Consider the following 26964-nt stretch of genomic DNA (forward strand, 5'->3'; position numbering starts at 1 on the left):
CCCTTATTCGCCCAGGTACGCTTTGCGCACGGCGTCGTTGCGGCGGATCTCGGCGGCCGTGCCCGAGAGCACGATGCGGCCGGTTTCCAGGAGGTAGGCCGAGTCGGCCAGGTCGAGCGCGAGCTTGGCGTTCTGCTCCACCAGAAGAATCGACACGCGCTCTTCCTTGTTGATGCGCCGCATGATCGAGAAGATGTCCTTCACGATGAGCGGCGCGAGTCCGAAGGACGGCTCGTCGAGCAGCAGCAGGCGCGGCTTGCCCATGAGCGCGCGGCCGATGGCGAGCATCTGCTGCTCTCCGCCCGACAGCGTGCCGGCCTGTTGGGCGCGGCGCTCTCGCAGGCGCGGGAAGTAGCCGAACACGCGCTCCATGTCGGCGTCGATGCCGTCCCTGCTCGCGCGGGCGTAGGCGCCCAGCCGCAGGTTCTCTTCGGTCGTGAGGCCCAGGAAGGTGCCGCGCCCGTCGGGCACATGGCCCACGCCGGCCTTGGCGATCTGCTCGGTCGAGCGGCCGTCGATGCGCTGGCCGGCCAGCATGATGCGGCCCTCGGTGCTCACCATCATCTGGCACAGCGCGCGCAGCGTCGTGGTCTTGCCGGCGCCGTTGGCGCCCAGCAGCGCCACGACCTGGCCCGTGGGAATGTCGAGGTCGATGCCTTGCAGCACGCGCGTCGGTCCGTAGGCGGCGTGCAGTCCGCGCACTTCGAGAATGTTCGTCGTCATGCCATCGCCTCCGCTTCTTCTTCCTCTTCACCCAGGTAGGCGCGGATCACCTCGGGGTGCGCGCGCACCTCGGCCGGCGTGCCCTCGGCGATCTTCTTGCCGAAGTTGAGCGCCACCACCTGGTCCGACACGCCCATCACAAGGCTCATGTGGTGCTCGACCAGCAGCACCGTCACGTTCAGGCGGTCGCGGATGTCGCGGATCAGCGTGCCCAGGCTTTCGAGCTCTTCGTGGTTCAGGCCGCAGGCTGGCTCGTCGAGCAGCAGCAACTGCGGCTCGGCCGCCAGCGCGCGTGCCAGCTCGACGCGCTTCTGCGTGCCGAAAGGCAGGTCGGCCACTTCGCGCTCGGCCACGGCCTCGAGGTCGAGAAAGTGGATCAGCTGGTCGGCCCGTGCCCGCGCCTGCGACTCGATGGCCGCCACGCCGGGCAGCCGGAAGGCGTTGCGCAGAAAGCCCGCGTGGTGCTTGCTGTGGCAACCCACCAGCACGTTGTCGCGCACGGTCATCGTGCGAAACAGCGCCAGGTTCTGGAAGGTGCGCCCGATGCCCAGGCCCGCCATGCGGTGGCGCGGCAGGCGCGTGAGCGGATGGCCGTCGAACTCGATGCGGCCGGCGCTGCACTCGTACAGGCGCGAGAGACAGTTGAACAGCGTGCTCTTGCCCGCCCCGTTCGGTCCGATGAGGCCGCAGATCTGGCCCCGCCGCACGTCGAACGAGACGCCGTCGAGCGCCACGATGCCGCCGAAGCGCACCGACACCGCGTCGATGCGCAACAGGGGGGTGTTCTTCTTGTCTCCGCGATCGTTGTCATGAATCATGCGTCGATCTCTTTTTGTGAGGGAACGGAAAAGGTCAGCGCCGCCCCCGCGGGCGCTGCCAGGTGGCGGCGCAAGGGCCGCCCGGCTTCGTCAGAGCCGCTCTACGATGGTCACGTTGGCCATGCCGCCGCCTTCACACATCGTCTGCAGGCCGTAGCGCTTGCCGCGCTGACCCAGGGCGTTCACCAGCGTGGTCATCAGCTTGGTGCCCGAGGCGCCGAGCGGGTGGCCCAGCGCAATGGCGCCGCCGTTCACGTTGATGCGGGCCGGGTCGGCGCCCAGTGCCTTCAGCCAGGCGATGGGCACGGGCGCGAAGGCTTCGTTGACTTCGTACAGGTCGATGTCCTCGATCTTCATGCCGGCCTTTTGCAGCGCGCGCTGCGTGGCGGGCAGCGGGGCCTCGAGCATGATGACCGGGTCGTGGCCCAGCACGCTCATGTGGTGGATGCGCGCCAGCGGCTTCACGCCCAGCGTCTTCAGGCCGCGCTCGTTCACGACCATGAGGCCGCTGGCGCCGTCGCAGATCTGGCTGGCGGTGGCCGCGGTGCAGCGCCCGCCTTCTGCGATGAGCTTGACGCCGGCGATGCTCTCCAGCGTGGCGTCGTAGCGGATGCCTTCGTCGGTGGTGTGCAGCTCGCCGGTCTCGGTGCCGTCGGCCATGCGCACGGCCACGGGCACGATCTCGCGCTCGAAGTGGCCGGCCTTCGTGGCGGCGATGGCGCGGTGGTGGCTTTCGAGTGCGTAGCGGTCGAGCGCATCTTTCTCGATGCCGTAGTTGCGGGCGATCATCTCGGCGCCCGTGAACTGGCTGAACTGGATGCCGGGGTAGCGCTTTTCCATGCCGGGGCTCACGTAGAAGCCCAGGTTGTTCTTCAGCGGCAGCGTGGTGGGCAGGCCCATGGGCACGCGGCTCATGCTCTCGACGCCGGCGGCGATCACGATGTCCATCGTGCCCGACATGACGGCCTGCGCCGCGAAATGCAGCGCCTGCTGCGACGAACCGCACTGGCGGTCGACCGAGGTGGCGGGCACCGACTCGGGCAGGCGCGAGGCCAGCACCGCGTTGCGCGCAATGTTCGAGGCCTGCTCGCCGGCCTGGCCGACGCAGCCCATGATGACGTCTTCGATCAGCGCGGGGTCGGCGTCGGTGCGCGCCACGAGCGCGTTGAGCACCTGGGCGGCCAGGTCGGCCGGGTGCCATCCGGCGAGGCGGCCGTTGCGGCGGCCTCCGGCGGTGCGCGCGGCGGCGACGATATAGGCTTCGGGCATGTGAAATCTCCGGTGATGGGTTCGGTTCGACAGTCCAGCGCATTGTTGGCGCCGCGCCGCCGCACAGCGTCGTCGGAACCGACGATTTTGGGCGGCGGCGCCTTGCGCCCCTTAGCTCTCAGGCCTTCGCGAGGCGCTTGGCCATGCTCCAGCGGTGCACTTCCGATGGGCCGTCGTAGATCCTGAAGGCCCGCATGTCGCGGAAGATGCGCGCGGCCACGGTTTCGTCCGACACGCCGCTCGCGCCGAGGATCTGCACCGAGCGGTCGACCACGCGCCACTCGGCCTCCGAGCACAGCACCTTGGCCACGCTCGACTCGTGCCGGCCCTTGCCGCCCTGGTCGAGCACCCACGCGCAATGCCAGATCGTCAGGCGCGAGACATGCAGGTCCATGTCGTTGTCGGCCAGCATGAAACCCACGCCCTCGTGCTCCACCAGCGCATGGCCGAAGGCCTGGCGGCGGCGGGCGTAGTCGGTGGCGAGTTCGTGCACGCGGCGTGCGGCGCCGAGCCAGCGCATGCAGTGCGTGAGGCGCGCGGGCGCCAGCCGCACCTGCGCGTAGCGAAAGCCCTCGCCAATGGCGCCCAGCACGTCGGCGGCGGGCACGCGCAGGCCGTCGAAGCGCACCACGCCGTGGCCGCCGGTGAAGCAGCTGTCGAGCGCGTCGATCTGCCGCTCGATCACGATCTCGGGCTGGTTCATGTCGGCCAGGAACATGGTCGACGACCCGTCTTCCATTCGCGCCATGATGATCGCGAAGCCCGCGCCGGTGGCGCCGGTGATGAACCACTTGCGCCCGGTGATCACGTAGTGGTCGCCGTCGCGCACGGCCACGGTCTGCATCATCGACGGATCGGAGCCGGCGCCGGGCGGCGGCTCGGTCATGCAGAAGCAGGAGCGCACATGGCCGTCGATGAGCGGCTGCAGCCAGCGTGCCTTCTGCGCCGGCGTGGCCACCACTTCCATCAGGTGCACGTTGCCTTCGTCGGGCGCGTGGATGTTGAGCGCCACCGGGCCGAGCGGCGAGTAGCCCGCCTCCTCGAACACGATGGCCTTGTCGATGTGCGACAGGCCCAGCCCGCCGTGCTCCTTCGACGCATGTGGCGTGAGCAGGCCGGCGCGGCGTGCGCGCGCCACGAGTTCGTCGCGCAGCGCCTCGGCGGGGCCGTGCGAATCCTGCCGGGGGTCGGATTCGAGCGGCATCACTTCCTCGGCGATGAAGCGGCGCGTTCGTTCCTGCAGGTCGAGCTGGGCCGGGGTGAGGCTGAAGTCCATGGGGGACGCTCCTTCTTTCTCTCAGTGGATTCAAGGACGGTGGATTGAAGACAATGCGGCGCATGGTGCCGATGCGGGCGCGGGTTTCGAGTCGTGAGCGGGACAAGGCCGCCGGATTCGTCCGTTCCGACGATGCCGCGGCACGGCCTGCGCCCAACACTGACACGCCATGAACACACCTGCAACCGACGACGACACCATCCTCCTGCTCACGCGCCCGCAGGACGGCTGCGCCTGCCTCACGCTGAACCGCCCGCAAGCGATGAACGCCCTGTCGCTCGCGCTGCGGCGCGCGCTGGTGCGTGCGCTCGACACGCTCGCGCAGGACGACAGCGTGCGCGTGCTCATCGTCACCGGCGCGGGCCGCGCCTTCTGCGCCGGCCTCGACCTGCGCGAGATCGACCCGGGCGCCATCACCGGCGACGCCGGCACCGACGTCGCCACCGCGCTCGCGAACTTTCCGCGCCCGGTGATCGGCGCCGTGAACGGCGCGGCCCTCACGGGTGGCCTCGAGGTCGCGCTGGCCTGCGACCTGCTGATCGCGTCGAGCGAGGCGCGCTTTGCCGACACCCACGCGCGCATCGGCGTGATCCCGGGCTGGGGGCTGTCGCAGCGGCTGTCGCGGCTCATCGGCATTGCGCGTGCAAAAGAGATGGCCTTCAGCGGCAACTTCGTCGGTGCCGAGCAGGCCGAGCGCTGGGGGCTGGTCAACCGCGTGACGACGCCCGAACAACTGATGCCCGAAGCGCTCGCGCTGGCCGCCGACATCGCGAGCGCGCTGCCCGAGATGCTGCCGGTCTACAAGCGCCTGATCGACGACGGCCATGCGCGCAGCTTTGCCGAAGGCATGGCGCTGGAGCAGGCCGCCACGCGCGAGTGGGCCGCGTCGCTCACGCCCGAGGTGCTGCGCGCGCGGCGCGAGGCGGTGCAGGCGCGGGGGCGTGCGCAGAAGGGCTGACGATGGCCCTTCTGCGCCCTGGCGTCAGCGCGGCGCCATCCGGATCGCGCCGTCCAGCCGCACGCTCTCGCCATTGAAGTAGCCGTTGGTGATCATCAGCTCGGCCAGCGTCGCGTACTCGGCCGGGTTGCCCAGGCGCTTGGGGAACGGCACCGACGCAGCCAATGCGGCCTTCACGTTGTCGGGCGCCCCCTGCAGCAGCGGCGTGTTGAAGATGCCCGGCAGGATGGTGTTCACGCGGATACCCTCGCCCATGAGGTCGCGCGCAATGGGCAGCGTCATGCCGACGATACCGGCCTTCGAGGCCGTGTAGGCGGCCTGGCCCATCTGGCCGTCTTGCGCCGCGACCGAGGCCGTGTTGACGATCGCGCCGCGCTCGCCGTCTTCCAGTGCGTCGAGCGTGAGCATGCCGGCCGCCGACTTGGCGATGCAGCGGAAGGTGCCCACGAGGTTGATCTGGATGATGCGGTCGAAGTTGGCGAGCGGAAAGTGCTTGATCTCGCCCGAGGCCTTGTCGCGGCTCGCGGTCTTCACCGCGTTGCCGGTGCCGGCGCAGTTGACCAGCACGCGCTCCTGGCCGTGCGCGGCACGCGCCTTGGCGAAGGCCGCGTCGACCTGCTCCTCGGAGGTCACGTCGACCTTGCAGAACACGCCGCCCAGTTCCTTGGCGAGGGCCTCGCCCTGCTCCACGTTGAGGTCGAACAGCGCGACCTTCACGCCGTGGCTGGCCAAGCGACGTGCGGTGGCGGCCCCGAGGCCCGAGGCGCCGCCCGTGACGACGGCGGCAATGCTGGAATCGAGTTGCATCTCTTGTTGTCCTTGGATAGTGAGAGAGAGAAAGAGAAAAATGAAAAACGAAACGCCTGCCGTTCAGACCGGGTAGTAGCGCAGCTTCTGCGCTGCCATCTCGCGCATGCGCGCCGTCGGCACATACGGCGCGCCGAGCGCCGCATGTTTGTCGCACAGCGCCACGACGCGGTCCAGCCCGAGCCAGTCGGCGTACTTGAGCGCGCCGCCGGCATAGGCGGGGAAGCCCACGCCGAGCAGCAGCGCCATGTCGAGCTCGGCCGGCGTGGCGACCACGCCGTCTTCGAGCGCGTGCGCAGCCTCGACGACCATCGGCAGCATCATGCGTTCGACGATCTCCGCATCGGCGAAGTCGCGCCGGCCCTGCGGCTGCAGCGTGGCGACCAGCGCATGCGCCTCGGGCGCGGCGGACTTGCGCGGGCGGCCCGTGGGGTCGTTCTCGTAGCGGTAGAAGCCGGCGCCGCTCTTCTGGCCGTAGCGCTTGTTCGCCACCATCAGCTTCACGGCATTGCGCGCCAGGGCCGGCATGCGCTGCGGGTAGCCCGCGGCAATCACGTCGCCCACGTGCGCGCCCACGTCCATGCCCACCACGTCCTGCAGATAGGCCGGGCCCATGGGCCAGCCGAAGGCTTCCATCGCGCGGTCGACGGCCTCGAAGTCGGCGCCATCGGCCACCAGCTGCACGAAGGCGTTGATGTACGGCGTGAGGATGCGGTTGACGAGAAAGCCCGGGCAGTCCTTCACCACGATGGGCGTCTTGCCCATCGCCACGGCATAGCCCACGGCGGTGGACACGGCCGCGTTGCTCGTCTTCGCGCCCTGAATCACTTCCACCAGCTGCATCACCGGCACGGGGTTGAAGAAGTGCATGCCGACAAAGTCTTCAGGGCGCGCGAGCGGCTGGGCGATGTCGTCGATGCGCAGGCTCGAGGTGTTCGAGGCGATCACGGTGCCGGGCTTGACGCTGCCTTCCAGCGCGGCCAGCACCTTGCGCTTGACCTCGAGGTTCTCGACCACGGCCTCGACCACGCAGTCCACCGTGTCGAAGCCGGCCTCGTCGAGCTGCGGCACGATCGACGCCTGGATGGCATCGGCTTTTTCCTGCGCGAGCCGGCCGTTCTTCACCTGCTTGGCAAGCTGCTTGCCGGCCTCGGCCATGCCCAGGTCGAGCTGCGGCTGCGCGATGTCCTTCATGCGCACCGGCGTGCCGCGCAGTGCGCTGGTGTAGGCGATGCCGCCGCCCATGATGCCGGCGCCGAGCACGGCCGCCTGCTTCACCGGACGGCCTTCGCGCGCATGGCGCTTGAAGAGCTTCTTGAGCGCCTGGTCGTTGAGGAAGGCCTGCACCAGCGAGGCGGCGGCCTGCGTCTTCGCGACGCGGCCGAAGGCGGCCGACTCGAGGTCGAGCGCGCCCGCGCGGTCGCGGCCTGCGGCCTCGGCCATCATTTCGAGCGCGATGACGGCCGCGGGCTGGTGCTTGCCGCTGCGCGCCGCCACCTGCGTGCGCGCAGTCTCGACCAACGCACCCGCCTCTTGCGCCGACAGCGCCAGCGGCGCGCGCTTGCGTTGCTGCGCGGCCTGCCAGTCGATCTCGCCGCGCACCGCACGTTGCAGCAACGCGAGCGCGCGGTCGCGCAGGGCGTCGGGCGCCGCGACCTCGTCGGTCACGCCCGCGGCCAGCGCAGCCGGCGCCTTGGCCGGCTTGCCGCTCGCCACCCAGTCGATGGCCGTGGCCAGGCCTGCCAGGCGCGACAGCCGCACCGTGCCGCCGAAGCCGGGGAACAGGCCCAGTTTCACTTCGGGCACGCCGACCTGGGCCGTGTCGGCCATCACGCGCAGCGGCGCGAGCATCGCCAGCTCCAGCCCGCCGCCGAGCGCGAAGCCGTTGATGGCGACCACGCTGGGCACGGCCAGGTCCTCGAAGGCGTTGAACAGCTCGTTGCTGGCGCGCACGCCGCGCGCGATGTCGGCCTCGGCCTGCTGGAAGGTGGCGCCGAACTCGGTGATGTCGGCGCCGACGATGAACACGTCTTTCGCGCTCGTCACCAGCACGCCGCGCACATCCGGCGAGGCAGCGATGCGTTCGGTGGCCTGGCGGAACTCGTCGACCGTGCGTGCGTCGAGCTTGTTGATGGCCTCGCCGCGCCGGTCGAAGCGCAGCTCCACCAGCCCGTCCTGCAACGGCAGGACTTCGATACTTTCGCCTTGGAACAAAGGGGGTCTCCTCGCGGCCGGCGACGCGCCAGCCTGTGGGAAAAAGTTTAGGGACGCGCCCTGCGCGCAGGCATCGTCCGAAGCGACGATTACAGGCGGCCGCGCGCCTGCAGGTAGTCGCGCACCGCCTCGGCGGCAGGGTCGCCGACCACGGCGAACTCGTCGGTGAAGAAGATCGGCGAGGCGGCCAGGTCGATGAAGCGACGCTCGTCCGCGAGCAGCTCGGCGCTCGCGCGGCGGGCTTCTTCGCGCCGCGCACCGGTGCGCGCTTCGAGGCTGTCCCACCACAGCTCGGCCACGCCGTCGAAGGGCGCCGGGCTGCCGCGCGGCACGGCCAGCGGCTGCACCAACTCATCGTCGAGCGTGTGCGACTGCACGTAGCGCCGCAGGCCGAGCACCTCGGCACGTTCAGCCACGAGTGGTGCATGCACGTTGCGCCAGTGGTGCTGGAACTGCGCGCGGTCCAGGTGCGGCAACCGCCGCAGGCAGAAGACGAGCTTGATCATCGGCGCACTCGGATCAGGCCTTCCTGCGCGACCGAAGCCACGAGCCGGCCGGCGCGGTCGAACAGCGCACCGCGGCAGAAGCCGCGCGCATGCTCGGCCGAGGGCGAATCGGCGTCGTACAGCAGCCAGTCGTCGCAGCGGAAATCGCGGTGGAACCACATCGCGTGGTCCAGGCTCACGCCCTGCACGCCCGGTTGCTGAAACGCCAGGCCGTGCGGCTGCATCGCCACGCCCATGAAGCTGTAGTCGGAGGCATAGGCCAGCATCGCCTGGTGCAGCAGCGGGTCGTCGGGCAGCACGTCGGCGGTGCGCAGCCAGAGCTGGCTCTGCGGCGGGCGCGGGCCGGCCGTGACCGGATCGCGCGGATCGACGTAGCGGAACTCGATCGGCCCTTCGACGCGCACGCGCGAACCGGCGCGCGGCGTGAGCGCATCAGGCGGCGGCGCCTCAGGCATGGCGCACTGGTGCGACACGCCCTCCTCGCGCCGATGGAACGAGGCCGACATGTGGAAGATCGGCTCACCATGCTGGATGGCGACCACGCGCCGCGTGGTGAAGCTCGCGCCGTCGCGGATGCGGTCGACGTCGTAGACGATCGGCGCGGCCTTGTCGCCGGCGCGCAAAAAGTAGCCGTGCAGCGAATGCGCCGCGTGCCCGTCGACCGTGCGCGCCGCCGCCATCAGCGCCTGCCCAAGCACCTGGCCGCCGAAGACGGCGGGCGCGCCGATGTCGGTGCTGGTGCCGCGGAACAGGTTTTTCTCGAGCTGTTCGAGCTGCAGCTGCGCGACCAGCGACTGCAACGCTTCCGCGCGGCCTGTGGTCACGCGGCCTGCTCCACGGGATAGAAGAGCCCGTTCGATTGCGCGCGCTCGCGCAACGCAGCCGCGGGCTTGAATCGCTCGCCGTGGCGCTCTGCGAGTGCATCGCAGCGCGCGACGAACGCGGCGAGGCCGACGGTTTCGATGTACGAGAGCGTGCCGCCGGTCCAGTCGGGGTAGCCCAATGCGAGCACCGCGCCGAGGTCGGCTTCGACCGGCTGCTTCAGCACGCCTTCTTCGAGGCAACGTGCCGCTTCGAGCGCGAGCAGCGACAGCAGGCGTTCGCCCACGGCGCGTGCGTCGGGCTGCGATGCGGCGGCTTGTGTCACTGTGGCTTCAGCGGTCAGCGGGCTTTCGCCCAGCCCGGCTTGGCACGCGGCATTCACGATCAACGCGGGCGACACGCCTTCGCTCAACAGCGCTTGCCCTTCACTGCGGTACAGCTGCCGCAGCCGTTCGACATACGCGGTGTTGACCGCGCTCAAGTCACCCTTGCGCCGCAGCGCTGCGCCCCGGTTCACGAACAGCGTGCGCATCAGGTTCCGTGCCACCGGTCCGGCCAGCAAGGGACCGAAGCACTGCGCTTCGACCGCCAGGCCCGCGTCCATCGGCAGCTGCGTGCCTTCGTACACGGCCGACAGGATGGCCAGCGGCGCCGGCAGGTTGTCGTGCGTGTCGCGCCGCACCTGCGCCAGCGTGGCGCCGAAGCTCGCGCCTGCGTGCGGCGCCAGTGCGCCCGCGCCGCCCGGCACCTTGAAGCCTTTCACGTCCCATGGCTGCTGGCCGGCGTCGGGGTGGTCGAGCACCCAGCGGCGCGCGACTTGCACGAGCTGGTCGGCCGGCGCGAGCGCATCGACCATGCCCAGCGCCAGCGCCTCGGCCGGTGCCACGTGCTGGCCCGACAGCAGCAGCGGCAGCGCGCGCGCAATGCCGACGAGGCGCGGCAGCCGCTGCGTGCCGCCGCCCACAGGCAGCAGGCCGACCGTGACCTCGGGCAGACCGACCACCGCGCGCGGTTCGTCGAGCAGCACGCGGTAATGGCAGGCCAGCGCGAGTTCGAAACCGCCGCCCAGCGCCACGCCGTTGATCGCCACCGCCACGGGCTTGCCGCAGCGCTCCAGCTCGCGCAGCACGCGACCGCCGGGCGCGATGGCCTCGGCGGCATCGGCCGCGCTGCCACCTGTCGCATGAAAGCCCACGAGGTCCTTGAGATCGGCCCCGGCCATGAAGCCGCTGGCCTTGCCCGAGGTGATGACCGCACCGCGCACGTCGGCGCGCTGCGCGATCTGCGCCACGGCCGCGCGCAGGTCGGCCGTGAAGCCGGGCGTGAACACGGTCATCGGCCGGTCGGGCACGTCGAGGGTGAGGAGCGCGACGCCGTCGGCATCGACCTCGAATCGGATGTTGGAATGCATGAGAAAAAAACTTGAGAGAAGACGCGCTCAGACGCGCTCGATCACCAGCGCGGTCGACTGCCCCGCCGCAGCGCACAGCGTGACCAGGCCCAGGCCCGCATCGCGCCGCTCCAGTTCGTCGAGCAGCGTGCCCGTGAGGATCGCGCCGGTTGCGCCCAGCGGGTGGCCCAGCGCGATGGCGCCGCCGTTCACGTTGATGCGCGCGGGGTCGATGTCGAAGTGCCGCGCATAGCGCATCGGCACCACCGAGAAGGCCTCGTTGACCTCGAACAGGTCGATGTCGCCGATGCGCAGGCCGCAGCGCGCCAGCAGGCGCTCGGTGGCCGGCATCGGGCCGCCCAGGCTCAGCAGCGGTTCGTCGGCGCACGAGGCGCTGCCGACGATGCGCGCGCGCGGCACGAGGCCGTTGCGCGTGCCGTAGTCGCGGTTGCCCAACAGCACCGCACAGGCGCCGTCGACGATGCCGCTCGAGTTGCCGCCCGTGTGGATCGGCGCGATGTGCGACAGCTGCGGGTAGCGCTGCAGCAGGATGGCTTCGTAGCCCTGCGCGGCCGCGCCGGCGAAGGCGGGCTTGAGCTTGGCGAGGTCGGCCATCGTGGTGCCGGGGCGGTTGGCCTCGTCTTTCGCGAGCACAGTGCGGCCGAGCCGGTCGCGCACGGGCACGAGCGAGCGGTCGAAGCGGCCCTCGGCCTGCGCCACGGCGGCGCGGCGCTGGCTTTCCATGGCGTAGGCATCGACCGCCTCGCGGTCCACGCCGTCGAGCATGGCCATGAGGTCGGCCGCCACGCCGTTGGGAATGTAGGGGTAGCGCTGGCCCACGGCGGGGTCGGTGTAGACCGCACCGCCGTCGCTGCCGATGGCAACGCGCGACATCGACTCCACGCCGCCGCCGATCACCGCGTCGGCCTGGCCCGAGGCGACGAGGCCGAAGCCCATCTTGAGCGTGTCGAGCGCCGAGGTGCAGAAGCGGTTGAGCTGAAAGCCCACCACGCTGTCGCCGTAGCCCGCCGACAGCAGCGCAACACGCGCGATGTCGGCGCCCTGCTCGCCCACGGGCATCACCACGCCCAGGCCCACGTCCTCGATCTGCGTGGGGTCGAGCGCATGGCGTTCGCGCAGCGCCTGCAGCACCTGCGTGGCCAGCTGCACCGGCGTGATGGGGTGCAGCGCACCGTCGGCGCGGCCCTTGCCGCGCGGGGCTCGCACGTGGTCGTAGATGAAAACGTCGTGGGTCATGGGCAAGGCGCTGCCCGGGTGCGCAGGGCCACCGGATGCAGGGGAATTCAGTTTGTCTGCGGCCAGTTTAGGAAGCAGAATCGGTTGCCGGAATCGTCGGAAGCGACGGAATTTCCAGGCATTCACTCCCCCTTCGCGATGCCTGCACCAGCCCCTGTTCCCCCTTCCTCGCTCCGGATTCTCGAGACCAAGCTCAACCCGCCGGCCTTCGTGGCCACGCAGGTGCCGCGCACCGCCATCAGCGAAGAAATCGCGGCCGCGACCGTCAAGCTCGTTCTGGTGCGCGCACCCGCCGGCTTCGGCAAGACCACCGCCATGGCACAGATCCGCGAGCGCATGGACGCGCAGGGCATCGCCACCGCCTGGCTCACGCTCGACCGCGCCGACAACGACGTCTCGCGCTTTCTCAACTGCCTGGCCGAAGCCGTGCAACGCATCGGCGTGGACGAGCCCGCCAGCCACGCGCCCTTCGACGCCGTGGCCGCGCTGGCCGCGCACGACTCGCCCTTCACGCTCTTTCTCGACGACTTCGAGGTGGTGCAGGAACCCGCCGTGCTCGGCCTCGTGCGCGAGCTGGTCGAGCACCTGCCGCGGCGCGGCCAGATCGTGATCGGCTCGCGCAGCCTGCCCGACCTGGGCCTGGGCCGGTTGCGCGCGCGCGGCCAGCTCATCGAGATCGACACCGACCGCCTGCGCTTCACGCTGGAAGAAACCAGCGCCTTCATCGGCCTGCGCCAGGCGCATGCGCCGCACGCCGCCGCACAGCCGCCGCAGGCGCTGCCGGCCGACATGCTTTCGCAGCTGCACCGCAAGACCGAAGGCTGGGTCGCGGCCATCTGGCTGGCGTCGATGGCGCTGGAGCGGCACGGCATCGAGACCGGCTTCATCGAACGCTTCTCGGGCTCCGACCGCGCCGTGGCCGACTACCTTGCCGAAGACGTGCTCGCGCACCAGCCGCCCGAGATTCGCGACTTTCTGTTGCGCACCAGCATCCTGCGTCAGCTCGACGCGTCGGTGTGCCAGGCGCTCAGCCCGCGCGGCGACAGCGCCGTCATCCTCGAACAGCTCGCCGCCGCCAACCTGTTCCTCACGCCCGTGAGCGGCGACGCGGGCGGCGAGGTGCGCGCGTGGCGCTATCACAGCCTGTTCGCCGACTTCCTGCGCGCGCAGCTGGCGCGCGAGCGGCCCGACGAGCTCGCGCGGCTGCACCTCGCGGCCTCGGGCTGGTACGAATCGCACGGCCGGCCCGTGCCCGCCATCGACCACGCCATCGAAGGCGGCGACCATCCGCACGCGCTCACGCTGCTCGACAGCTACGCCGAGCAGTTCCTCGAACAGGGCCGCATGCGCATGCTGGCGCGCTGGTTTTCGGCGATTCCCGAGCACCAGCTGCGCGAGCATCCGTTCCTGCAGCTCATCGCGCTGTGGGCCACCTGCTTCACGCACGGGCCGTGGGACGCGATGCGGCTGCTCGAACAATCGGGCTGCCTCGACAGCCCCATTCCCGAGGTGCGCGCCAACGCCCACACGCTCATTCCGCTGCTGCTGGCCATGGAAGACCAGCACGACGCCGCGTATGAAGCCGGCCGCGAAAGCCTTGCGCGCATGCCCACCGGGCTGGCCTTTGCCGAGGGTGTGCTGCTCAACGCCATGGCCCACATCCTCGCGGTGCGCGGCGACCAGCGCGAGGCGCAGCGCCTGCTCGAGGCCGCGCGGCGCGAGCAGGGCAACAGCACCTTCAACCGCATGTACACCGAGTCGCTCGCGGGCCTGTTCGACCTCACCGAAGGCCGGCTGCGCCAGGCCACCGCGCGGCTGCGCATGGCGGTCGATTCGACGCATGCCGTGTCGTACAACCACAGCCACGGCAACGCCTGGGCCGGCGTGCTGTATGCGGGCGCCGTGTACGAGACCAACCAGCTGGTGCAGGCCGAGCACCTGCTGAACGTGTACCTGCCGCTGGCGCGCGACGTCGGCCTGCCCGACCACATGATCCTGAGCCACGTCATGCGCTCGCGCATCGCCTTCCACGCGGGCGACATCGACGCCGCGTTCCAGGCGCTCACCGAACTCGAATACCTGGGCCACCACCGCCAGCTGCCGCGCGTGGTCGCGGGCGCCAAGCTGGAGCGTGCGCACATGCTGCTGCTGCAGGGCAACGGCCCCGCCTCGCGCGACGAGCTGCAGCGCGCCGACGACCCCGAGCTGTGGGAACGCGAGCGCCGCCAGCGCCTGCCCGCGCACGACCTCGACTACCTCGCCCTCGCCAAGGCGCGCTGGGACATCGCCTTCGGCGACGCGCGCGCGGCCCTCACCGTGCTCGACGCCGAACTGCACGCCGCCGTCGCCGCCAACCGCAACCGCCGCGCGCTCAAGCTGCGCGTGCTGCGCGCGCTGGCGCTGCAACGCGCAGGCGACCTCGCCACCGCCATCGAAGAAATCGGCGCCGTGCTGCAGACCGCGAGCCAGGAAGGTTTCGTGCGGCTGATCCTCGACGAGGGCCCGTCCGTGGGCACGCTGGTGCACCGCTATGCGGCAGCGATGCAGCAGGAGGCCGGCGCCGTGGCACCTGTGCTGCGCAGCGACCCGATATTGGCCGACTACCTGCAACGGCTGCTGCAGGTGCTCGGCCCGCCGCCCTCACCGATCGACGCCGAGGCGCCCTCGGGCGATGCGACCAAGGAGCCGCTCACGCGCAAGGAAATCCGCGTGCTGCAGCTGCTGGCCGAGGGCTACTCGAACAATGCGATGGGCGAGAAGCTGTTCGTGTCGGAGAGCACGGTGCGCACGCACTTGCGCAACATCAACATGAAGCTGGGGGCCAAACGCCGTACCGAGGCGGTGGCGATTGCGCGGAAGCTGGGGGTGATTCGCTGACCAGCCAGCCAGTCAAGCCGCCAGCCGCTGCCGCTTGTCCTGCGCATCCCGCCCCGCGATGTTCTCGCGGGCACGCTGCCAGTCATCGTCCTTCCACTCCGACATGCGCGAAAAATTCCCGCCCGTGGCCTGGAACTGCGCGCCGTCGATGGCGATGGTCTGGCCGTTGACGTACTCCGAGCCCGGGCCGAGCAGGTAGGCCGCGAGATTGGCCAACTCGGGCATGCGGCCGTTGCGTTCCATCGGGTTGCGCTCGGCCTTGTGCTCGCCGCCGCCGGGGTTCAGGCGCGCGCTCATGCCCTCGGTGGGGAACAGGCCCGGTGCGATGGCGTTGAAGCGGATGCCGCGGCCGGCCCACTCGACCGCGAGCGATTGCGTCATCGCGTGCAGCCCGGCTTTCGACATGGCCGAGGGCACGGTGAAGGGCGAGCCGTTCCACACCCAGGTCGTGAGGATCGACAGCACCGACGCGGCCTTGCCCTCCGCCAGCCAGCGCTTGCCGCATTCGAGCGTCATGCAGAAGCTGCCGCGAAAGACGATGCTCGAGATGGCGTCGAAGGCGCGCGGCGACAGGTCTTCGGTGCGGCTCACGAAGTTGCCCGCGGCGTTGTTGACGAGGCCGTCGAGTGCTCCGCCGTCGGCCCAGATCTCGTCGAGCATCTCGGTGATCTGCGTGTCGTGGCGGATGTCACAGGTCTTGGGGATCACGCGCCCGCCATGCAGGTGCATCAGCTCAGCCGCAGTTTCTTCGAGCACGGGCGCGCGGCGCCCGCAGATGTACACGTCGGCGCCGAGCAGCAGCAGCGCCTCGCTCATCACGCGGCCCAGGCCGCTGCCGCCGCCGGTCACGAGGTAGCGGCGGCCGGCGAGCAGGCCGGGCTTGAACATCAGGTCGTCGAGAGTCATGGGAATCCTTGCTTGCTTGCATGCACGCGAACACGTGCGGGATGAAGACGAAGCTCAGCGCCCCGTGTAGACGGGCGCGCGCTTCTCGAGGAAGGCGGTCATGCCTTCGCGGAAATCGCGGGTCTGGGTGCACAGCACCTGGTTGCGGTCTTCCATGGCGACGACCGCTTCCATGCTGCCGGCGTCCACGGCAAGGCCCAGCGCCTCCTTGGTGAGGCGCAGCGCCACGGGCGTCGCGTTGCGCATGTCGTCGGCCAGCGCCTGCGCCTCGGCCTGCAGCGCGGGCAGCGCATCGACGCGGCTCACGAGGCCCAGCGCGTAGGCGCGCTGCGCGTCCATGAAGCGGCCGGTGAGCATGTATTCGGCCGCGACCGAGCTGCCGACCATGCGCGGCAGGAAGTAGCTCACGCCGACGTCGCAGGCCGACAGGCCGATGCGGATGAAGGCCGCGTTCATGCGCGCGTCGGGCGTGGCCAGGCGCACGTCCGACGCCAGCGCGAGCGCAAAGCCGCCGCCGCTGGCCGCGCCCTGCACCACGCACACGATGGGCTGCGGGCAGCGCCGCATGGCGAGCATGATGTCGCGGATGCCCTTCTGCTGTTCGAGCATGTCGGCCACGCCGAGGTCTTCGCCGCCCGCCTGCTCCTTCAGGTCGAGCCCGGCGCAGAAGGCGCGGCCCGCGCCCTGCAGCACGACCACGCGCTCGGGGCTGCGCGCGTTCAGGCCTTCGAAGTACTCGCGCAGCGCGCGCACCAGCACCGGGTCGAGCGCGTTCAGGCGCTCGGGGCGGTTCAGCGTGAGCCAGGCGACGCCGTCGCGCCGCTCGATCTGCAATACGTCGCTCATGACGCGGATCGCATTCAAAGCGCGCGCGAGATCACTTCTTTCATGATCTCGTTGGTGCCGCCGTAGATGCGCTGCACGCGCCCGTCGGCGTACATGCGCGCGACCATGTACTCGGTCATGAAACCGTAGCCGCCGAAGAGCTGCAGGCATTCGTCGACCACGCGGCCCTGCGTCTCGGAGGCCCAGAGCTTGGCCATGGAAGCGGTGGCGGTGTCGAGCCGGCCGGCCACGAGGTCTTCCACGCAGCGGTCGATGAAGGCGCGGCCGACCTTGATCTGCGTGGCGATCTCGGCCAGCTTGAACTTGGTGTTCTGGAACTCGGCGATCGGCTTGCCGAAGGCCTTGCGGTCGCGCACGTAGTCGAGCGTGGCCTGGTAGGCGCCTTCCATGGTGGCCAGCGCGTTCACGCCGATGATGGTGCGCTCGTACGGCAGGTCGCTCATGAGCTGGAAGAAGCCCTGCCCTTCCTGGCCGCCGAGCAGCGCATCGGCCGACACGTGCACGTCGTCGAAGAACAGCTCGGACGTGTCCTGCGCCTTCATGCCGATCTTGTCGAGCACGCGGCCCACGCGGTAGCCCTCGCAGCCCTCGGTCTCGACGATGAGGATCGAGGTGCCCTTGGCGCCCTGCGTCGGGTCGGTCTTGGCCACGACCAGCACCACGCCCGCGAGAAAGCCGTTGGTGATGAAGGTCTTGGAGCCGCGGATGCGGTAGCTGCCGTCGGGCTGCTTCTCGGCGCGCGTGCGCACGCCTTGCAGATCGGAGCCGGCGCCGGGCTCGGTCATGGCGATGGCGCCGACCAGCTCGCCGCGCGCCATGCGCGGCAGGTAATTGAGCTTCTGCGCCTCGGTGCCGTGGTTCAAGAAGTAGTGCGCGACGATGGTGTGCACCGAGCTGGCCATGCCGCTCAGTGCGCGGCGCGCCTTCTCTTCATAGAACACGGCCTCGTGGCGGAAGTCGCCGCCGGCGCCGCCGTAGGCCTCGGGAATGTCGGAACACAGCAGGCCGAGGGCGCCGGCCTTGCGCCACACCTCGTGGCCGACGTGGCCGCGCTTGCGCGCCTCTTCGTCGTGCGGAACGATCTCGGTTTCGACGAAACGCACCACGTTGTCGCGGTACAGCTCCAGTTCTTCGTCACTCCAGGAGCGGCGGAAATCGATGGGCATGGGGTGGTCCTTCAGTGTCTTGAAATGAGGGGATGGGGTCAGCCGACGCGGCGCTCTTTACCGACCCAGAATGGTTCTCTCAGCTGGAACTTCTGCAGCTTACCGGCGGCCGACAGCGGCAGCGCCTCGCGAAACTCCACGCTGCGCGGGCACTTGTAGTTGGCAATCTGGTCGCGGCAATGCGCAATGACCTCGTCGGCCGTGAGCGGCAGGCCTTCGCGCAACACGATCACCGCATGCACGCGCTCGCCCCACTTGTCGTCGGGCACGCCGATGACGGCGGACATCAGCACCTGCGGCATCTGGGCGATGGCGTTCTCGACCTCGGCCGAGTACACGTTTTCGCCGCCGCTCACGATCATGTCCTTCATGCGGTCGACCACGAACAGCAGGCCATGCTCGTCCATGTAGCCGCCGTCGCCGGTGTGCATCCAGCCGCCGCGCAGTGCGGCCTCGGTTTCGGCGGGCTTGTTCCAGTAGCCCTTCATGACCATCGGGCCGCGCGCGACGATCTCGCCGACCTGGCCGGGAGGCACCTCGTTGTCTTCGCCGTCGACGATGCGGATCTCGGCCACGGGCACCGGCGTGCCGGCTGCACGCAGCAGGCGGTTGCGGTCGGGTCCGGGCAGGTGGAAGTGCGGCATCAGCACGGCCACGGTGGGCGACAGCTCGGTCATGCCGTAGGCCTGCGAGAAGCTCGTGGCGGGCAGCGCGGCCATGGCCTGCTCGAGCAGCGCCACGTCGATGGGCGCGGCGCCGTACAGCAGCATCTGCAGGCTCGACAGGTCGAACTCGGCAAAGCGCGGGTGCTCGATCACGCGCTTGATCATGGTGGGCACCAGGAACATCTCGGTGGCGCGCGCGGCCTGGATGGCCTGCAGGATCGCCACCTCGTCGAACATCGGCACCACGTGCTGCGGCACCAGCCGCAGGATGCTCTGCAGCGACAGCCCGCAGCCGGCCACGTGGAACATGGGCACGGCGATGACGACGGCGGCGTTGCGCGTCTCGCGCGGCACCGCCGCCACCGAGCTCAGCGCGTTGATGTAGAGGCTGCCGTGCGTGAGCATCACGCCCTTGGGCCGGCCGGTGGTGCCGCCGGTGTACATGATGGCGGCCAGTTCGTCGGCGCTGTGCGGTGCGTCGTCGATGGGCTGTGCCTCGGCCAGCAGTGTCTCGTAGCCGACCATGCCTTCGGGCACGGGGCCGTCGCCGCAATACACCACGGTACGCAGCGAACTCGAGAGCTTGCGCAGCTCGCCGGCCATGGGCGCGAACAGATCGTCGACCAGCAGGATGCGCGTGTCGCAGTCGTCCAGCGAGTAGGCGACCTCCTTCGGGTTCCAGCGGATGTTCACCGGGTTGATGACGCCGCCGCCCCACCAGGTGCCGAAGAAGAACTCGACGAAGCGGTGCGAGTTGAGGCTCATCATGCCGACGCGGTCGTCGCGCGCCATGCCGAGCTGCTGCAGCACGGCGCCCAGGCGCGCCACGCGGTCGGTGAGCGTTGCGAAGTCGAGGCGATGGGCCCCGCAGACCACGGCGGTTTCGCGGGCCTTCTCGCGGCGGCCTTTGTGCAGGGGCTGGGTGAGGAACATGGGTGTCGTCTCCTTGGTGGTTGTGCGTTCTGGCTTCAGGCAACCTTGCGCGCGCGGCCGGCCCAGTGCGGCTCGCGCAGGCGGTACTTCATGACCTTGCCGGCGCCCGAGATCGGCAGCGCGTCGACGAACGCCACGCTGCGCGGGCACTTGTAGCCGGCGATCAAATCGCGGCAGTGGGCAATGAGCGCCTCGGCATCGGCCTCGGTGCCGGGCTTGCACACCACCACCGCATGCACGGCCTCGCCCCAACGCTCGTCGGGCACGCCGATGACGGCGGCGGCGGCCACGCCGGGGTGGCGTGCGAGCGCGCCCTCGACCTCGGCGCAGTAGATGTTCTCGCCGCCGCTCACGATCATGTCCTTGTAGCGGTCGACGATGAAGACGAAGCCGTCGTCGTCCATGCGCGCGGCGTCGCCGGTGTGCATCCAGCCGTCGCGCAGCGCGGCGGCCGTCTGCTCAGGCAGGTTCCAGTAGCCCTGCATCACGCACGGGCTGCGCACCGTGAGCTCGCCGACGGTGCCGCGCGGCACCTCGCGACCGTCGCTGTCGCACACGCGCAGGTCGATGCCCGAGAGCGCCTGCCCGGCCGAGGCCAGCTTGCCGAGCTTGCGACCTTCGGGCGAGTGGTAGTGGCGCGTGAGGTAGCTCACGCCGGCCGACAGCTCGGTCATGCCGTAGCCCTGCGCGAACTCGGCCTGCGGAAAGGTCGCGAAGGCGCGCTCCAGCAGCGCCTCGGTGATCGGCGAGGCGCCGTAGCCGACGAAGCGCACGCTCGACAGGTCGGCCTGCGCGGTGCGCGGGTCGTCGACCAGCATCTGCAACATTGCGGGCACGGCCATGAGGTTGGTGGCGCGGTCGCGCTCGATGGCCGCGAGCATGCCGTCCACCGAGAAGCCCGGCAGGATGATCTGCGCGCAGCCCATGAGCACGCCGCGCAGCAAGAACGACAGCCCCGCCAGGTGAAAGAGCGGCGCCACCTGCAACAGCCGCGCACTGTCGTCGAAGAACGCGCCGAGCATCGAGACCTGCGCATTGATCACCAGCGCCGCCTGGCTGAGCATCACGCCCTTGGGCCGGCCGGTGGTGCCGCCGGTGTAGAACACGCCGGCCAGATCGTCGCCGCCGCGCAGCGCGTCGGGCACGGGCGCGCTCTCGCGGATCAGCGCCTCGCAATCGACCATGTCGGTCAGGCCGGTGGGCGCCTGGCGCTCGCCCATGTAGACCCAGGTGGTGACGGCGCGCGCGGCGGCGCGCAGCTCGGCGGCCACGGGCAGGAACTGGTCGTCGACGAACAGGATGCCGGTGGCGCAGTCGTCGAGCGAGTGCGCCATCTCGGCCACGCTCCAGCGCGTGTTGACCGGGTTGACCACGCCGCCCGCCCACCACACGGCCAGGTAGTACTCCAGCGTGCGGTCGGCGTTGAGCGCGAGCACGCCCACGCGGTCACCGGGCCGCACGCCCAGCCGGCGCAGCGCGCCCGCGAGGCGCGCGACGCGATCGCCGAGTTCGCCGTAGGTGCGCGTGCGCCCCTGGAACACGGTGGCGACAGCGCGCGGGCTGCACTGCACGGCGCGGTGCAGGGCCTGCGTGAGGTGCAGCTGCGGTTGCATGGATTGCATGGACAAGGCTCCTGTCGGTGTGGAAATGCCATGCATGCGCCAACGCGCATGCTCAGGGAAGACAGAAGACGTCAGCGCGCTTCGGCCACAGGCGCAGCGGCGCCCCAGCGCTGCAGCAGCGCCTGCCCATCGTCGGGCGACACGGCCGGCGGCACGACCGGCGCGGTGCGGCTGAAGCGCGGCGCGGGCGCGGGCTGCACCACGCCACCCACGGTGGCGAAGGTGCCGCGTGCCACGTTGTGCGGGTGCTGCGGGGCCTCGTCCCAGTCGAGCACGGGGGCAAAGCAGGCGTCGCTGCCTTCGAGCAGCACGCACCATTCGTCGCGCGTGCGGGTGCGGAACACGTCGGCCAGGCGCAGCTTGAGCAGCGGCCAGCGGTCGGCGTCCATCTGGGCGTCGAAGGCGGGGTCGTCGACCAGGCCGCAGCGCTCGCGCAGCAGCGCGTAGAACTGCGGCTCGATGGAACCGATGGCCACGTACTTGCCGTCGGCGCAGGCGTAGGTGTCGTAGAAGTGGGCGCCGCCGTCGAGCATGTTCTCGCCGCGCTGGTTGCTCCACTGGCCGGCCGACTTGAAGCCGTACATCATGGCCGACAGCAGTGCGGCGCCGTCGGTCATGGCGGCGTCGACCACCTGGCCCTGGCCCGAGCTTTTCACCTCGTGCAGCGCGGCCAGCAAACCGAAGGCCAGCAGCATGGCGCCGCCACCGAAGTCGCCCACGTAGTTCAGCGGCGGCACGGGCGCCTCGCCCGAGCGGCCGATGGCGTGCAGCGCGCCGCTGATGGCGATGTAGTTGATGTCGTGGCCGGCCGCGTGCGCCAGCGGGCCGTGCTGGCCCCAGCCGGTCATGCGGCCGTAGACCAGGCGCGGGTTACGCGCATGGCATTCGGCCGGGCCCAGGCCCAGGCGCTCCATCACGCCGGGGCGAAAGCCCTCGATGAGGATGTCGGCGTGCGCGATGGCGTCGAGCACCGGGGCAGCGGCGCCGGGGGCGCGCAGGTCGATCTCCCAGGTGCTGCGCCCGCGCGCCAGGATGTCGTGGGGGTCGCGCCGCGTGCCGGGGCGCGTGATGCGAAGCACCTCCGCGCCCATGTCGGCGAACAGCATCGCGCAAAAGGGGCCAGGGCCGATGCCGGCCATCTCGACGACCCGAAGTCCTTTCAGGGGTCCTGCCATGTGTGTCTTATATGGACGCCTCCCGTGTGGCAAGCGAGTTCTTGAAGTTCCGGCTGGCGGTAATGACTGCGGTCTTATATCCGGCCTGTTTGTGCAGATCGGACCGAAGTCCGCCCGCTGGCCTTGATGGTCATGCGCGGGGTCGGTGCTCATCTCCATCGCGGGCTTCGCGCGAGGGCTTGCCCGAGACAACATTCAGCTTTACCCGACCCGCGGTCCGACCGCTTCACCATCACTTCATCGACTCGACTCACGCACTCTTTGCGGCTTCCACTCCTGTGGTTGTTGTCTCAGGTTGTTGCTAAGCCGCCTGCGCTCGCGCGCCGCAGCCACTTGGTGGAGTGCTTTTCCACTCCGATTGGTACGCCCGCCCGTGCGCCACCAGCGCCCAGGCCGTGCGAGCCATCTTGTTGGCCAACGCCACCACCGCCACATTCAGCGGCCGGCGTCGCAGCAGTTCCTCCAGCCACGTGGGCATGTCCTTGGCGTGCGTGATCACCGCACGCGCACCGTGGATGAGCAATGTCCGCAGGTAGGGGTCGCCGCGCTTGCTCAGGTGCCCGATGCGGGTCTTGCCGCCCGTGCCGCTGTGCGCAGGCACCAGCCCCAGGCTGGCTGCGAACTCCCGTCCCGAGCGCCAGCCGCTGGCGTCACCCAGCGTTGCGGCCAGCGCCGTTGCACCGAGCACGCCGATGCCCGGCACCTCGCGCAGCGTGCGCGCCTTGTCCAACTGGCGCTGCTGCCCGGCGATCTCGGTTTCGAGCTGATCGATGCTGCGCTCGACTCCTTTGAGCGCTTCGAGCTGCAGGTCGACCAGCCCACGCATCAACGGCGGCAGCTTGTCGTCAATATCGGCGCGCTTGACTGCGATCGTCTTTAGTCCGGCCTTCTTGCCGCCTGGCAGCACCACGCCAAATTCGTACAGCAAGCCTCGCAGCATGTTGAGCGTGGCCGTGCGCACGCTCACCCAGTGCGAGCGCACTCGATGCAGCGACATCACCGCCTGCTGCTCCTTGCTCTTGACCGGTGCGCGGCGAATGTCCGAGTGCTGCGCGGCCAGCCAGATCGCTCGGGCATCGGCTGCGTCGTCTTTGTTGCCGCGCACAAATGCACGTACCTGGCGTGCCGGCAACAACTCCACCTGATGTCCCAGAGCACCCAACTCGCACGCCCAGTGGTGCGCGCTGCCGCACGCCTCCATCGCCACGCGTGCCGGCTGCAACTGGGCGAAGAACTCGCTCAGCTTGGCCCGACCGAGCTTCCTGCGCCCGATCTCGCCCGTCTCGCTATTGACCCAATGAAGCTGCATCACGTTCTTTGCAATGTCCAAGCCATACGTCGTACGATCCATTTCGGGGCCTCCGTCTGTAAGTGGGTAGATCGAACTTCCACTTTGGCACTCGATGCCGTTGACTGCGAGGCCCCCCTTCCTTGCCCACATCCCCAGCGCTCGCAATCGCTCAGTTAGGGGGAGGCGTCCATACCATCTCCTCTGGCGCGCACCCGGCGGCCTGTTGTGTAGAGGCATCTTGGCGCGCGGGCGCCGGCGTCGCATCGTCCGAAGCGACGAAAGCGACGAAACCGAGGCGGACCCGTTCAACGGCCCGTGAAGACGGGCGCGCGCTTGGCCGCGAAGGCGGCAGCGGCCTCGCGGAAATCCTCGGTCTTCAGCGCCAGCACCTGGGCGCGGTTCTCCACCTCGAGCGCGGCGTCGAGGCTCGGCGCTTCGAGGTTGGCCCACATGAGCTGCTTGGTGTGGCGCGTGGCGTAGGGGCTGTTGCGCAGCAGGTCGGCGGCCATGGCGAGCGCGCGCGGCAATAGGGCCTCGTCGTCGACCAGCGCGGCGACCAGGCCGATGCGCTCGGCCTCGTCGGCCGGCACGGGTCGGCCCGTGAGCATGAGCTCGAAGGCGCGCGAGGCACCCACCAGCCGCGGCAGGTGGTAGCTGATGCCGCACTCACCGGCCGTGAGGCCGATGCGCACCGCGCCCACGTGGAACGACGCCGAGCGCGCGGCCACGCGGATGTCGGCACCCAGCGTGAGCGCAAAGCCCGCGCCCACGGCCACGCCGTTGACGGCGGCAATCACCACCTTGTCGAGCGCGCGCAGCCGCCGCACCATGCCGGCGAACAGCTCCTGCCCCGCCATCAGGTCGGCCACCGAGGGCTCGCCTGCGAGCGGCTGGTCGTCGCGGCGCGTGAGCGGCGTGGTGAGGTCCCAGCCGGCGCAGAAGCCGCGACCGGCGCCGGTGAGCACCAGCACGCGCACGCTGTCGTCCTGCGCCAGCGCGTCGAGCGCGGCGCACAGGCGCCGCACGGTGGGCTGGCTCAGCGCGTTGAGGCGCGCCGGGCGGTTCAGCGTGAGCAGCGCGATGCCTTCGCGGCTGCGGTCGATGAGGATGTCATCGGTGTCGGACATGGGGGGCTCTTTCCTTTGGGGATTCAGCGACCGCTCCAATGCGGCGCGCGCTTTTCGATGAAGGCGCGTGGGCCTTCCTTGAAGTCTTCGCTCGCGGCCACGCGCTCGAAGGCGTCGCGCGTGAGGGCGCGCAGCGCGGCCTCGTCGAGCCCGCTGTTCGCCTCGCGCGCCACGCGCAGGCTCTGGCGCACCGCCACCGGGGCGTTGCGCGCGATCTCGGCGGCCAGCGCCAGCGCGGCTTCGCGCAGCGCGTCGACGTCAGCCACGAGGCGGTTCACCAGGCCGAAGCCGTGCGCGCGCTCGGCATCGAGCTGGCCCGCCGTGAGGATCAGTTCGAGCGCGATGTTCGGCGGAATGGCGCGCGGCAGCCGGTACAGCCCGCCCGCCGCGGCGATCAGCCCGCGCAGCACTTCGGGCAGGCCGAAGGCGGCCTGCCGCACGGCCACGACGAGGTCGCAGGCCAGCACGAGCTCGGTGCCGCCGGCGAGCGCCTTGCCGTTGACGGCGGCGATCCACGGCTTGCTGCGCTCGCGATACACGAAGCCCGCGAAGCCGCCACGCTCGGTGCGCAGCGCGCTGCCGCGGCCGGCCGACACTTCCTTCAGATCGGCGCCCGCGCAGAAGGCTTCGCGGCCGGCGCCGGTGAGCACCACGGCGCGGATGTCGTCGTCGGCCTCGGTGGCATCGACGGCAGCTTCGAGCCCCGTCGCCACGTCGCCGTTGACGGCATTGCGCGCCTCGGGGCGGTCGATGGTGACGAGGGCGACATGGCCCGGCAGACGTTCGACGGTGACTGCGCTCATGACACGCTCCAGTTCAAGAGTTCATCGGTACCCGCCGCCACCGTGCCGCCGCAACCGACGGGGCTGCGGTCGAGGTTGGTCAACACCTTCAGCGAGGCTGCATCCGTCGCCTCGACACGCGCCATGAGCCGTTCACCGGCCGGCGTGCGCGCGATCACGATGCCCTGCGAGGGCTGGCCATCGCGGCCGTAGACCACGGTGAAGGTCTCCAGCGTGGCGGCGCCCGCGTACTGCAGCATCAGCGGCGGCACCGGCCCGCGCCGCGCGTCGGCGGCGGCCTGCACGCTGTAGTCGGGCTTGGGCAGACCCTGCGGCGGCGGGCTGGAGCCGAGCACCAGCGCATGGTGCTTGGTGACGTACTCGCCCTGCCCGTAGAGCAGCGCGGCCTTGCCCTTTGGCGCATCGCGCAGCGCGCGCACCAGGCCGGCAGCGGCGTGCGTCATGTAGTCGTTGAGCGGCGCGCCGAAGAAGCTCAGGCCGCCGGTGGAGGTCATGCGCGCCTCGGGCGCGAGGCCCAGCGTGCGGCGTGCCATCTTGGGCACGATGGGGAAGCAGCTGTACAGCTCCAGCATCTCGAAGGCCGAGGCGTCGCCGCCGACCTGCGCGAGCACGGTTTCCATCACCAGGTCCTGCGCGTGCGAGCGGTGGTACTGGTCGCGCTGCAGGTAGTCGCGCGGCTCGCGCGCGGCGGCGCCGTCCCACACGTAGACCCAGCGGTCTTCGGGAATGCCGAGTGCGCGCGCATGGCCCACGCTGGTGAGCAACACGGCCGCGCCCATGTTGACCAGCGGGTTCGCCACCATGTGCTTGGTGTAGGGCCAGGCGATGAGGCGGTTGGCCGCATCGATGCGCGCGATGTCTTCGGGCGTGAAGGGCTTGCGCAGCCAGGCGTAGGGGTTGGCGGCGGCCACCTCGGAATAGCGCGCCCACAGGCGCGACGACTCGTCCTGCGCCTGGCGCGGCGTCTGGCCCCAGTGCGCGAGCGCGGCGTTCTCGTAGAAGGGGTAGATGGTGGTCGGCATGGCCGCGCCAAGCTTGATCGCCACCGGGTGGCAGATGTCGGTGCCGCGCACCAGCTTCACGCTGTCGTCGCGCGGCGTCCAGGCCAGCGGCGTGCCGAGCTTGGCGGCGGCATCGACCGTGTAGCGCGCCTCGGCGCCGGTCACGGCCGCCACGGTGCTCTCGCCGCGCGCGATGCGCAGGGCGGCCTCGTGGATGTAGCGCACCGGCGATTCACCGCCGGTCTCGCCGTAGACGCTGCGCGTGGGGCGGCACCCGAGGCGCGCGTTGAGCAGCGCGGGCGCGTCGGTGTAGGGCCACGAGTACTCGCAGACGATGTCGAGCGAGTCGAGGCCGGCCAGCAGCGCGGCGGCGCCGCTGTCCTGTTCGGCCGCGCGCATGGCGCGTGCCATCAGCTCGATGGGTTCGAGGCCTTCGGCGGCCTCCTTCGTGCGGTGGGTGATTTCGCCGACGCCGACGATGACCGGCGTGCGGTCGTCCAGTGCTGTCATGG

Annotated in this window: 22 protein-coding genes; 2 read left to right on the forward strand and 20 right to left on the reverse strand. The window is 70.2% G+C overall.

Annotation, left to right across the window (positions count from 1 at the left end; all coding sequences use genetic code 11):
• Positions 1 to 3: 3 nt before the first annotated feature.
• From IG196_RS26695 to IG196_RS26710, 4 genes are all read right to left on the reverse strand, one after another.
• The gene (locus IG196_RS26695) at positions 4 to 723 is read right to left on the reverse strand and encodes an ABC transporter ATP-binding protein (RefSeq protein ID WP_062478149.1); all 720 of its coding nucleotides are present in this window, start codon (positions 721 to 723) and stop codon (positions 4 to 6) included.
• Complete coding sequence (locus IG196_RS26700; RefSeq protein WP_192193719.1) at positions 720 to 1541, reverse strand: ABC transporter ATP-binding protein; 822 nt, start codon at positions 1539 to 1541, stop codon at positions 720 to 722. Before IG196_RS26700 ends, IG196_RS26695 begins: the two co-directional genes overlap by 4 nt.
• Before the next feature lie 90 nt (positions 1542 to 1631).
• Positions 1632 to 2810 (reverse strand): acetyl-CoA C-acetyltransferase, encoded by a 1179-nt coding sequence (locus tag IG196_RS26705; protein ID WP_192193720.1) that lies wholly within the window; start codon positions 2808 to 2810, stop codon positions 1632 to 1634.
• A 118-nt stretch (positions 2811 to 2928) separates the two neighbouring features.
• Positions 2929 to 4086: an acyl-CoA dehydrogenase family protein gene (locus IG196_RS26710; protein WP_101490415.1), complete on the reverse strand. Its 1158-nt coding sequence runs from the start codon at positions 4084 to 4086 to the stop codon at positions 2929 to 2931.
• A 169-nt stretch (positions 4087 to 4255) separates the two neighbouring features.
• Here IG196_RS26710 and IG196_RS26715 point away from each other — a divergent pair, with 169 nt between their 5' ends.
• On the forward strand, positions 4256 to 5044 hold the full coding sequence (locus IG196_RS26715; RefSeq protein ID WP_192193721.1) for an enoyl-CoA hydratase: 789 nt from the start codon (positions 4256 to 4258) through the stop codon (positions 5042 to 5044).
• A 24-nt stretch (positions 5045 to 5068) separates the two neighbouring features.
• Here IG196_RS26715 and IG196_RS26720 read toward each other — a convergent pair whose 3' ends face one another.
• The 6 genes from IG196_RS26720 to IG196_RS26745 all read right to left on the reverse strand — a co-directional run bounded on the left by IG196_RS26720 (position 5069) and on the right by IG196_RS26745 (position 12040).
• Positions 5069 to 5851, reverse strand: coding sequence for an SDR family NAD(P)-dependent oxidoreductase (locus IG196_RS26720; protein WP_192193722.1), 783 nt, complete (start codon positions 5849 to 5851; stop codon positions 5069 to 5071).
• A gap of 63 nt (positions 5852 to 5914) precedes the next feature.
• On the reverse strand, positions 5915 to 8065 hold the full coding sequence (gene fadB, locus IG196_RS26725; RefSeq protein ID WP_192193723.1) for a fatty acid oxidation complex subunit alpha FadB: 2151 nt from the start codon (positions 8063 to 8065) through the stop codon (positions 5915 to 5917).
• A gap of 89 nt (positions 8066 to 8154) precedes the next feature.
• Complete coding sequence (locus IG196_RS26730) at positions 8155 to 8571, reverse strand: EthD domain-containing protein (protein ID WP_192193724.1); 417 nt, start codon at positions 8569 to 8571, stop codon at positions 8155 to 8157.
• Positions 8568 to 9395 carry an acyl-CoA thioesterase gene (locus tag IG196_RS26735; protein ID WP_192193725.1) on the reverse strand — a complete coding sequence of 276 codons (828 nt, stop codon included), beginning with the start codon at positions 9393 to 9395 and terminating at the stop codon, positions 8568 to 8570. The genes IG196_RS26730 and IG196_RS26735 overlap by 4 nt, the downstream gene beginning before the upstream one ends.
• A complete protein-coding gene (locus tag IG196_RS26740; RefSeq protein ID WP_192193726.1) occupies positions 9392 to 10804 on the reverse strand; it encodes an enoyl-CoA hydratase-related protein in 1413 nt (470 codons plus the stop codon). The genes IG196_RS26735 and IG196_RS26740 overlap by 4 nt, the downstream gene beginning before the upstream one ends.
• 27 nt (positions 10805 to 10831) lie before the next feature.
• Positions 10832 to 12040: an acetyl-CoA C-acetyltransferase gene (locus IG196_RS26745; RefSeq protein ID WP_192193727.1), complete on the reverse strand. Its 1209-nt coding sequence runs from the start codon at positions 12038 to 12040 to the stop codon at positions 10832 to 10834.
• 138 nt (positions 12041 to 12178) lie between these two features.
• Between IG196_RS26745 and IG196_RS26750 the strand changes: the two genes are divergently transcribed.
• A complete protein-coding gene (locus IG196_RS26750; RefSeq protein ID WP_192193728.1) occupies positions 12179 to 14917 on the forward strand; it encodes a LuxR C-terminal-related transcriptional regulator in 2739 nt (912 codons plus the stop codon).
• Positions 14918 to 14929: 12 nt separating this feature from the next.
• Here IG196_RS26750 and IG196_RS26755 read toward each other — a convergent pair whose 3' ends face one another.
• The 10 genes from IG196_RS26755 to IG196_RS26800 form a co-directional block, all read right to left on the reverse strand.
• Complete coding sequence (locus tag IG196_RS26755) at positions 14930 to 15823, reverse strand: SDR family oxidoreductase (protein ID WP_192193729.1); 894 nt, start codon at positions 15821 to 15823, stop codon at positions 14930 to 14932.
• A 54-nt stretch (positions 15824 to 15877) separates the two neighbouring features.
• Complete coding sequence (locus tag IG196_RS26760) at positions 15878 to 16669, reverse strand: enoyl-CoA hydratase/isomerase family protein (protein WP_101490423.1); 792 nt, start codon at positions 16667 to 16669, stop codon at positions 15878 to 15880.
• A gap of 14 nt (positions 16670 to 16683) precedes the next feature.
• Complete coding sequence (locus IG196_RS26765; RefSeq protein ID WP_192193730.1) at positions 16684 to 17835, reverse strand: acyl-CoA dehydrogenase family protein; 1152 nt, start codon at positions 17833 to 17835, stop codon at positions 16684 to 16686.
• Between the two features lie 38 nt (positions 17836 to 17873).
• Positions 17874 to 19472 carry a long-chain-fatty-acid--CoA ligase gene (locus IG196_RS26770; protein ID WP_263864241.1) on the reverse strand — a complete coding sequence of 533 codons (1599 nt, stop codon included), beginning with the start codon at positions 19470 to 19472 and terminating at the stop codon, positions 17874 to 17876.
• Positions 19469 to 21055 (reverse strand): acyl-CoA synthetase, encoded by a 1587-nt coding sequence (locus IG196_RS26775; RefSeq protein WP_225616813.1) that lies wholly within the window; start codon positions 21053 to 21055, stop codon positions 19469 to 19471. The genes IG196_RS26770 and IG196_RS26775 overlap by 4 nt, the downstream gene beginning before the upstream one ends.
• 71 nt (positions 21056 to 21126) lie before the next feature.
• The gene (locus IG196_RS26780) at positions 21127 to 22230 is read right to left on the reverse strand and encodes a CaiB/BaiF CoA transferase family protein (RefSeq protein ID WP_192193732.1); all 1104 of its coding nucleotides are present in this window, start codon (positions 22228 to 22230) and stop codon (positions 21127 to 21129) included.
• Between the two features lie 301 nt (positions 22231 to 22531).
• Positions 22532 to 23581 carry an IS110 family transposase gene (locus IG196_RS26785; RefSeq protein WP_192193733.1) on the reverse strand — a complete coding sequence of 350 codons (1050 nt, stop codon included), beginning with the start codon at positions 23579 to 23581 and terminating at the stop codon, positions 22532 to 22534.
• Between the two features lie 245 nt (positions 23582 to 23826).
• The gene (locus tag IG196_RS26790; RefSeq protein WP_192193734.1) at positions 23827 to 24648 is read right to left on the reverse strand and encodes an enoyl-CoA hydratase/isomerase family protein; all 822 of its coding nucleotides are present in this window, start codon (positions 24646 to 24648) and stop codon (positions 23827 to 23829) included.
• 23 nt (positions 24649 to 24671) lie between these two features.
• Positions 24672 to 25451 (reverse strand): enoyl-CoA hydratase-related protein, encoded by a 780-nt coding sequence (locus IG196_RS26795; RefSeq protein WP_192193735.1) that lies wholly within the window; start codon positions 25449 to 25451, stop codon positions 24672 to 24674.
• Positions 25448 to 26962: an acetyl-CoA acetyltransferase gene (locus IG196_RS26800; protein WP_192193736.1), complete on the reverse strand. Its 1515-nt coding sequence runs from the start codon at positions 26960 to 26962 to the stop codon at positions 25448 to 25450. Before IG196_RS26800 ends, IG196_RS26795 begins: the two co-directional genes overlap by 4 nt.
• Positions 26963 to 26964 lie beyond the last annotated feature (2 nt).

This window comes from Variovorax sp. 38R (genome assembly GCF_014843395.1).
Taxonomy (GTDB): domain Bacteria; phylum Pseudomonadota; class Gammaproteobacteria; order Burkholderiales; family Burkholderiaceae_C; genus Variovorax; species Variovorax paradoxus_H.

Bases quoted from the DNA above. Each gene is read 5' to 3' on its own strand.
- IG196_RS26710 (WP_101490415.1), bottom strand. From the start codon at position 4,086: ATGGACTTCAGCCTCACCCCGGCCCAGCTCGACCTGCAGGAACGAACG.
- IG196_RS26795 (WP_192193735.1), bottom strand. From the start codon at position 25,451: ATGAGCGCAGTCACCGTCGAACGTCTGCCGGGCCATGTCGCCCTCGTC.
- IG196_RS26740 (WP_192193726.1), bottom strand. From the start codon at position 10,804: ATGCATTCCAACATCCGATTCGAGGTCGATGCCGACGGCGTCGCGCTC.
- IG196_RS26775 (WP_225616813.1), bottom strand. From the start codon at position 21,055: ATGCAATCCATGCAACCGCAGCTGCACCTCACGCAGGCCCTGCACCGC.
- IG196_RS26760 (WP_101490423.1), bottom strand. From the start codon at position 16,669: ATGAGCGACGTATTGCAGATCGAGCGGCGCGACGGCGTCGCCTGGCTC.
- IG196_RS26790 (WP_192193734.1), bottom strand. From the start codon at position 24,648: ATGTCCGACACCGATGACATCCTCATCGACCGCAGCCGCGAAGGCATC.
- IG196_RS26750 (WP_192193728.1), top strand. From the start codon at position 12,179: ATGCCTGCACCAGCCCCTGTTCCCCCTTCCTCGCTCCGGATTCTCGAG.
- IG196_RS26705 (WP_192193720.1), bottom strand. From the start codon at position 2,810: ATGCCCGAAGCCTATATCGTCGCCGCCGCGCGCACCGCCGGAGGCCGC.
- IG196_RS26715 (WP_192193721.1), top strand. From the start codon at position 4,256: ATGAACACACCTGCAACCGACGACGACACCATCCTCCTGCTCACGCGC.
- IG196_RS26780 (WP_192193732.1), bottom strand. From the start codon at position 22,230: ATGGCAGGACCCCTGAAAGGACTTCGGGTCGTCGAGATGGCCGGCATC.
- IG196_RS26755 (WP_192193729.1), bottom strand. From the start codon at position 15,823: ATGACTCTCGACGACCTGATGTTCAAGCCCGGCCTGCTCGCCGGCCGC.
- IG196_RS26785 (WP_192193733.1), bottom strand. From the start codon at position 23,581: ATGGATCGTACGACGTATGGCTTGGACATTGCAAAGAACGTGATGCAG.
- IG196_RS26730 (WP_192193724.1), bottom strand. From the start codon at position 8,571: ATGATCAAGCTCGTCTTCTGCCTGCGGCGGTTGCCGCACCTGGACCGC.
- IG196_RS26720 (WP_192193722.1), bottom strand. From the start codon at position 5,851: ATGCAACTCGATTCCAGCATTGCCGCCGTCGTCACGGGCGGCGCCTCG.
- IG196_RS26695 (WP_062478149.1), bottom strand. From the start codon at position 723: ATGACGACGAACATTCTCGAAGTGCGCGGACTGCACGCCGCCTACGGA.
- IG196_RS26700 (WP_192193719.1), bottom strand. From the start codon at position 1,541: ATGATTCATGACAACGATCGCGGAGACAAGAAGAACACCCCCCTGTTG.
- IG196_RS26800 (WP_192193736.1), bottom strand. From the start codon at position 26,962: ATGACAGCACTGGACGACCGCACGCCGGTCATCGTCGGCGTCGGCGAA.
- IG196_RS26745 (WP_192193727.1), bottom strand. From the start codon at position 12,040: ATGACCCACGACGTTTTCATCTACGACCACGTGCGAGCCCCGCGCGGC.
- IG196_RS26765 (WP_192193730.1), bottom strand. From the start codon at position 17,835: ATGCCCATCGATTTCCGCCGCTCCTGGAGTGACGAAGAACTGGAGCTG.